The 6,939-nt window shown below is 63.4% G+C and carries 6 protein-coding genes and 1 tRNA gene; 3 read left to right on the top strand and 4 right to left on the bottom strand.

Going from position 1 to position 6,939, the window contains the following annotated elements:
* Nucleotides 1-132: 132 nt before the first annotated feature.
* The 3 genes from FHT70_RS29795 to FHT70_RS29785 are packed head-to-tail and all read right to left on the bottom strand — an operon-like array spanning nucleotide 133 to nucleotide 3,233.
* Entirely contained in the window at nucleotides 133-1,854 is a 1,722-nt protein-coding gene (locus FHT70_RS29795; protein WP_183706723.1) for a DUF4166 domain-containing protein, read from the bottom strand.
* On the bottom strand, nucleotides 1,851-2,300 hold the full coding sequence (locus FHT70_RS29790; protein ID WP_183706722.1) for a DCC1-like thiol-disulfide oxidoreductase family protein: 450 nt from the start codon (nucleotides 2,298-2,300) through the stop codon (nucleotides 1,851-1,853). Before FHT70_RS29790 ends, FHT70_RS29795 begins: the two co-directional genes overlap by 4 nt.
* Before the next feature lie 24 nt (nucleotides 2,301-2,324).
* Complete coding sequence (locus tag FHT70_RS29785; protein WP_183706721.1) at nucleotides 2,325-3,233, bottom strand: MBL fold metallo-hydrolase; 909 nt, start codon at nucleotides 3,231-3,233, stop codon at nucleotides 2,325-2,327.
* 167 nt (nucleotides 3,234-3,400) lie between these two features.
* Between FHT70_RS29785 and FHT70_RS29780 the strand changes: the two genes are divergently transcribed.
* The 3 genes from FHT70_RS29780 to FHT70_RS29770 all read left to right on the top strand — a co-directional run bounded on the left by FHT70_RS29780 (nucleotide 3,401) and on the right by FHT70_RS29770 (nucleotide 5,742).
* A tRNA-Gln gene (locus FHT70_RS29780) sits at nucleotides 3,401-3,475 on the top strand.
* 484 nt (nucleotides 3,476-3,959) lie between these two features.
* Nucleotides 3,960-4,919 carry a DUF5655 domain-containing protein gene (locus tag FHT70_RS29775; protein WP_183706720.1) on the top strand — a complete coding sequence of 320 codons (960 nt, stop codon included), beginning with the start codon at nucleotides 3,960-3,962 and terminating at the stop codon, nucleotides 4,917-4,919.
* Nucleotides 4,912-5,742 (top strand): DUF429 domain-containing protein, encoded by an 831-nt coding sequence (locus FHT70_RS29770; protein WP_183706719.1) that lies wholly within the window; start codon nucleotides 4,912-4,914, stop codon nucleotides 5,740-5,742. Before FHT70_RS29775 ends, FHT70_RS29770 begins: the two co-directional genes overlap by 8 nt.
* 103 nt (nucleotides 5,743-5,845) lie before the next feature.
* On the opposite strand, the gene FHT70_RS29765 is transcribed toward FHT70_RS29770, so the two are convergent.
* Nucleotides 5,846-6,625: an SDR family NAD(P)-dependent oxidoreductase gene (locus FHT70_RS29765; RefSeq protein ID WP_183706718.1), complete on the bottom strand. Its 780-nt coding sequence runs from the start codon at nucleotides 6,623-6,625 to the stop codon at nucleotides 5,846-5,848.
* Between the last annotated feature and the right edge of the window lie 314 nt (nucleotides 6,626-6,939).

Below are 6,939 nucleotides of genomic sequence, written 5' to 3'. Positions count from 1 at the left end.
CGGGCCGATGAGGCCTAAAGCAGCACACACGACAGAATGAAAACTGTCAGGTATCATCCCGGTCCAAAATGTCGATCATCAACCCGGTCGTTCAGTCACGAACGGGACAGCAGCGCGCTTGCCGCCACCCGCTCACTCCAACACCAGCCACCCCGAATAGCGCACCACCAGCCCGGTCAGCCGCCCGCCGATCTCGACGTGGAAATGGAATCGCCCGTCACGCTCCTCCTCGTAGGTATCGCCGCCTGGCGCCAGGAACAGCGGCAGCGGAATGCCGCAAAACCGCCAGCCGCGCACCACGAGCCTGAGCTTCTGCCCCTCCGGCACCAGCGCCAGCAGCACCCGGAACGGCCCGAACACCTCGGCAAGCAGGTGGCGGTCGCGGCCGGGGCCGGCGGCCTGCCAGCTGCGGAAGGTCTTGCTGCCGAAAGACCGCGTCCAGATCTCCCTCTCGCCATCGGCGGCAAAGCGCACCGCCACCGGCACATCCTCGCCGGCGGCGGGAAAGCCGATGAGGCCGGCGATCAGCCTGGCGAGGAGCCCGCTGCCGCGCTCGATCCGCGCCCGGCCGGAGGCAAGCCGCGTGCCGCCCGCATGGATCGCCGCCAGCGCCGGCGGCAGCTTCTCCCAGGCGTCGCCGAGGATGCGCCGGTAGAGCGGCTGGGCCTCTTCCTGGTAATCCAGCCGGATGCCCGAAGCGATGGAGAACTGGCTGAAGGCCGCTTCGAAATCCGCAAGCGACAATTCGCCGGCCGCCGGCCGCGCGCCGCTTTGCGGCCGCTTGCCTTCGAGCAGCCGGCGCACCAGCAGCTCGACGCCGAGAACCGGAATGAACGGCCCGTCATCCCCTTCGGCAATCAGAGACCAATCCGCCGTCAGCCGCCGCCCCTCGCGATCGAGGCCACCCAGGCGCACGAACATGCCGCCGCGATGGGCGCCGACGGCGAAGCGATGGCTGGCCGCCTGCAACGCCCGGGCGAACGGCGTGAGCGACGGCAGCAGCCCGATCTCCACCAGCCGGGCGGCAAATCTCAAGAGCCGCTGCAGCGCCTGCGGCTCGGTGCCGACGCCGGTGAAGGTGGATTGCAGGCCGGCAAAGCGGCCGGGCAGCAGCGCCAGGTCGGGCGCATCGACCAGCAGGAAGGTGCGGCTGGCGAGCGGCGCCACCTCGGGCGGCGCGATCGTCACCCGCATCTCGTCGATCAGCCCGCGCCCCTTGGACGGCTGCCCCTCGCGCAGCAGCGGCACCGGCCTGCCGGCATAACTTGCGATGGCTCTGACGACATTGAGGCCAATCCTGACATGCGCCGAGGGCGCAATGCCGGCCGCCACGCTGTCGACGCTGGAGAAATGCGGCGCCATCGCCTCCAGCGCCGCGAAGGAGAGCGCCGGCAGGCTGCTGAGCCCGGAGAGCACAAAGGTGCCTTTCGCCTTCGCCTCAGCATCGAGCCCGCTTATGCCGGCGACGAAGCCGCTGCTGTCGGCGAGATCGGCATAATCGATGCCGAGCTCGATGCAGGCCCGCACCACCTTGTAGCCATCGCCGGTGAAGCTCTGGAACGGCCCCGAGGCATCGACGACGAGATCGGGTCTCAGCCGCGTCAGCTGCTCCCGGAGGTCGCCGTCACGATCGAAGGTCACCGCCTGCAGCCAGGCGCCGAGATCGTTGCTGCCGAGCCGCCCGGCGCCGCCTTTCGGCGAGCGGAGATCGAAGACGAAATCATCGGCCTTTTCGAGCGAGCGGCCGGCGATCAGCAGCCTGAGCCGCGGCTCCTCGCCGAGCAGCCGGGCGAGCCGGCCGCCGAAGGCGCCGTAGCCGCCGATGATCAGCAGGGAAAAGGTGCCGCCGCTCATGCGATGAAGCGGCTGCGCTGCTCCGGTGTCGGCACCATGCAGCTCTGGCGGCCGGCGATCTTCAGCCTGTTGCGGGCGATGAATTCATAGATCGCGTCGGCGGCGCGCCGCGGCAGGAGCCGAAAGAGCTTCGCCAGCGAATAGGGAAAGCCGAGGCTTGCCACCATGCGGATCGTGCCGTCGGATTTGAAGAAGGCGCGGCCGCCTTCGATGAGGATATTGGTTTCGTAGTCGCGCGTATCGAGGCCGTAATGCCGGTAAAGCGCTTCGCCGAGCGGCGTCTGCGCCGCGAGGAACCGGTATCGCCGCTGCCTGTCGTGCTTCAGCACGAATTTCACCCAGCCGGAGCAGAAGACGCATTCGCCATCGAAGACGATGAGCGGCCGGTCATCGGCAAAGGCGGGAACGGCGGGATCGGTGCGATAGCTGTAATCGGCGCGGCCCATGCAGATCTCCCCTACGCCTCTCCTTTACGCCGGCCGGTAGCGCGCGGCAAGCGAAGGCGGCCCATCCGCGACGATCGCGCCGCGCTCCATGAGATGCTCGAGATGGGCGAGCACGGAAAGTGCGGCCGCCCCATAGAGCTTCGGATCGGTATCGCGATAGATCGCCTTCACCATCTCCGCAATCTCGCGATCGCCGGCCGCAACCCGCGCCAGCACCGCCTGCTCGCGCCTGAGCCGATGCGCCTTCAGCGCCGGCAGGAAAGTCTTCGGCTCGCGGACCGGCCCGCCATGGCCGGGCAGCAGCAGGCCGTCCTCGCGCTCTATCAGCCTGTCGAGCGAGGCCATGTAATCCGCCATCGACCCATCCGGCGGTGCGACGATCGAGGTCGACCAGGCCATGACATGATCGCCTGAGAAGAGGATGTCGCGGCCTTCCAGCGCGAATGCGGCATGATTGGCCGTATGCCCCGGCGTCAGCACCGCCGTCAGCGCCCAGCCATCGCCCGCTACCGTCTCGCCGTCGCCGAGCGTGACATCGGGCACGAAATCCATATCCGAACTTTCGGCAAATGGATTGACCTCGCCCTCCCGCAGCCGCCGCGCCGGCCGATGCGGCCCTTGCCCCACCGTCACAGCCCCCGTTTCCGCCTGCAACCGGCGGGCAAGCGGCGAGTGATCGCGATGGGTATGGCTGACGAAGATATGCGTCACCTCCCGCCCGCCGATCGCCGCCATCAGCGCTAGATAATGTGCATCGTCCTCCGGCCCGGGATCGATGACCGCAAGCGAGGAGGAGCCGACGAGATAGCTGTTGGTGCCGAAAAAAGTGAAAGGCCCGGGATTTTCCGCCGTGATGCGCAAGATATCGGGAGCAACCGGCACGGCCCGCCCATAGGCCGGCTCGAAAGCAAGGTCGAATGCGGGACTTTCCATGCGGGACGATGATCTCAGGTTGATAATATCGCGGCATGCTAGCACGCCGCCCGCCGCTTCGCGCGCATAAATCTGCCCGACGCGCAAACTTAGTCATTGTGACAGGCAAAGAGCTTTGCTAATCAGGCGTCGATTTGTGAGCAAGCGGTTCGCCGCTCAAGCTCTGGTGGGGCGTAGCCAAGCGGTAAGGCAGCGGTTTTTGGTACCGCCATCCCCTGGTTCGAATCCAGGCGCCCCAGCCACAGCTTAATTTTTGAATCAATTAGTTACGCTATGTTATCGCTCCGGCGAGTGGAGTGGCCCACTTGTCCATGAATTTCATCTTATTGGCTCTCCCAGGTCCTGGCGCCATTCCATTCATAGTAGATGCGGTAGGGTTATGACTGGCCGCTCGCGCGCCGCCGGCCCCACATTCTACCCATATGCTCCCCAAGCAGCCGCACACCCGTCAACCCAGACAGCCTCTCCACCAGCTTATGTGAAAGGCCGGATCGCTCATATAGGCGACGCCACACGCTGCCGCCGATGGTACCAGCAACCGCCGCTGACCTTGGCCGCGCTGGTGTCGGCCATCGCCAACCACGTTTGGTGGAGGTCCCTGTTTCGAGATCATCGGAGCAGACGGCCGATCCCCGCAAGTCGGCGCTCGCCGGCAAATTATCTGGACAAGGGCGATAAAGCGAATAGAAATTTCACCACAATCTGCGGTCACGCTTGGGGCGAATTTTGAGCGATATCAAACTCTTTCATTTCGGGGGCGCCCAGGTGAGCGAACTGCCGGGCAGCTCGATGCAGGTCGAGAAATCCCTGCAGATCCTGTTCGAGTCCAATCTCGAGGCGCTGCTCGGCATCCGCTTTCTTGCTACCGAGCATTCGACCGGTGCCGTGCACGGCGGAAGGATCGATACACTCGGTCTGGACGAGGACAACTCACCGGTCATCATCGAATACAAGCGGTCGGTGAACGAGAACGTCATCAATCAGGGCCTGTTCTACCTCGACTGGCTGCTTGATCACCGCAAGGAATTCCAATGGCTGGTTATGGAACGCCTCGGTCAGGACGCCGCGAATGCCGTTGACTGGTCTGCTCCACGACTGCTCTGCATTGCCGGCGATTTCACCCGCTATGACGAGCACGCCGTCAAGCAGATCGCGAGAAACATCGAACTTATTCGCTATCGGCAGTTCGGTGACGATCTGCTGATGTTGGAACTGGTGCATGTGCCGAAGACCAGTAAACTCAATGGTCCTAAGATGATAACCGAAGTCAAAAGCCTAGGCTCCCTGCAGTCCAGAGCTGACGTCGCTCAGGAAAACGACCCCTATCTCAGCCAAAGGACGAGCTACCGGCTATCACAGTCATCGGCAGACCTTCGAGATATCTATGACGCCGTTCACCAGTTTCTGATCGGGCTCGGGGATGATGTGCAGGTAAAAGAATTGAAGCTCTACACAGCATTTAAGCGCTTGAAGAACTTCGTCTGTATGGAGATCTATCCACAGGCGCGGACTGTGTTGCTGTTCCTGAAGCTCGATCCAGACACCGTCGCGCTTGAAAGCGGCTTTACGCGCGACGTCAGCAATGTTGGCCACTTTGGTACTGGTGATCTCCAGGTAACGCTGAAGTCAATGGCGGATTTTGAGAGGGCACAGCCACTACTGGTTCGGGCTTACGAGGGTGGGTAATCAGGGGAGCGCCGCAAACATATCTGTTGTTGGTTTCGACTCAGCGTGGACCGACAACCCAAAGGCGCCAGGTGCAATCTGTGTGATCCGAGTCGATTCGCACGGTGCGCGGTTGCACATGGAGCCGAGGTTGGCCTCATTCAGTGAAGCCGCAGCACTTATTCAAGCCGAAAGGCGCGAGGCCGGCAAATGTCTCGTCGCGCTTGATCAGCCAACAATCGTTCCGAACCGCAGTGGCTCGCGTCCGGTCGACAAGGTTGCAGGGGCGCTCATCTCCTGGGTAGGCGGTGGTGTTCAGCCAGCCAACCGATCGAAGCTTGGCATGTTTGATGATGCCGCGCCGATCTGGCACTTCAAGCAGGCGCTCGGGGCCACGGAGGATCCAGAGGCCGCACGGACCGCATCGGCCGGACTCTTTCTGATTGAGGTATTTCCCGCCCTAGCACTGGTTGCTATCGAGAGCGCCTACTGCAAACGTCTTGGGGCTCCAAAATACAATCCAGCCAACCGGAGAATGTTTAATTTAGGGCACTGGCATGCTGTGGCGGAGACAATTCGGACATTCGGATGGCTCAGAGCTTTAGAGCAGCTAGAACTGTGGCGTTTGGATGTGTCGGCTAACCTGATGCCGAAGAAAGCCGACCAGGACAAGGTTGACGCAATGATCTGTGGCCTCATCGGTTTGCACTGGCTGGTGGCACCACGCGAAGAATCTATCATGATTGGTGACCTCAACAACGGCTACATGATCGCTCCGGCGGTAAACGGTATCCACGAGCGGCTGGTTACCGCTGCGAGGAAAAGGAATGTGCCGGTCAGATAATTCGACCCTGACACGTGGCCGCCACGCACCGGCCACTCCCGCTGAGCCTTGGTGCATGGCTGTTGAATTGCCAGCTGTCATATGCCCGTTGTGAGAACGCGCGTCACCGGTTCTCCCCAAACAACCGCACACCCGTCAAATCCTCCAGCCTCTCCACCAGCGCCTCCTGAAATCCAACATCATTCACCTCCGTCGCCGCCTCCCGCTGCTGGCGGTGATACCAATACCCGCCGCTGACCTTCGCAGCTTCGTCCTCGCTCGTCGCAAGCCAGGTCTGCGTCAGATGCCCCATCTCCAGATCGTCTGGCGCGCCGGCGCCGCCCATCTTTGTTGGCACCCAGCCGGGGTCGACGGCGTTGCTGAGCACGTCCGGCCAGTGGCGGGCGATGGCGGCGGAAAGCGTGGCGATGTAGAGCTTGCTTTCGGAATAGGCCTGGCTGGCGCTCCATGGCCGCTTCTTCCAGTCGATATCGTCAAGCGCGCTGCCGCCGCTGCGGTGCATGCCGCTGGTCAGGTAGATCAGCCGGTCGGGCCGGGTGATCCAGGCGGTGAGCAGATAGGGGGCGAGAGTGTTGACCGCCAGCGTCTTGGCGTGGCCTTCGGGCGTTTCGCCGCGGCTGCGCTCGAGGTAGATGCCGGCATTGTGGATGATGGCGTCCATGCGGCCGATGGCGTTGACCTGGTCGGCGATGGAGCGGGTTTCGGCGGCGCTGGCGAGATCGCCAATGACGAGGCCGATGGCGGCGGCGGAGGATTCGGCGATTGCCGCGGCGCGGTCGCGGGAGCGGGCGTGGAGGACGACCTCGTGGCCTTCGCGGATGAGGGTGCGGGCGGCGGCGAGGCCGAGGCCATCGGTGGAACCGGTGATGAAGATGCGACTCATGGGGGTTCCTTTCGCGGGGCGTGGGGTGGGCGCAGAGTGATAGGGTGGGGGTGCTTGGGTCAAGCCCGAGGACGATCGGCAAGAGGAGAGATAGTGGAGCAATTCCACCAGCGTGTCGGTGCGGTTCTGCCCCTCACCCTAGCCCTCTCCCCGTTCTGACGGGGAGAGGGGACGTGCCCTGCGGAGCGCGGGAGAGGAACGGAGAGGGTGCGGCATATCCCCTTCGCCCCGCGAGCGGGGAGCAACCATGTTCAATTTTTCCGGTGTTGTGGCGTCCATTCGGTCTTTCGAAAGAGGATTGTGTTGGCGAGAAC

The sequence above is a fragment of the Rhizobium sp. BK049 genome (genome assembly GCF_014193135.1).
Lineage (GTDB): Bacteria > Pseudomonadota > Alphaproteobacteria > Rhizobiales > Rhizobiaceae > Rhizobium.
This window is presented reverse-complemented; position numbering and strand designations above follow the sequence as displayed.

Coding starts and splice junctions, on each gene's coding strand:
- FHT70_RS29795 (WP_183706723.1), bottom strand. CDS start 1,854: ATGAGCGGCGGCACCTTTTCCCTGCTGATCATCGGCGGCTACGGCGCC.
- FHT70_RS29790 (WP_183706722.1), bottom strand. CDS start 2,300: ATGGGCCGCGCCGATTACAGCTATCGCACCGATCCCGCCGTTCCCGCC.
- FHT70_RS29785 (WP_183706721.1), bottom strand. CDS start 3,233: ATGGAAAGTCCCGCATTCGACCTTGCTTTCGAGCCGGCCTATGGGCGG.
- FHT70_RS29765 (WP_183706718.1), bottom strand. CDS start 6,625: ATGAGTCGCATCTTCATCACCGGTTCCACCGATGGCCTCGGCCTCGCC.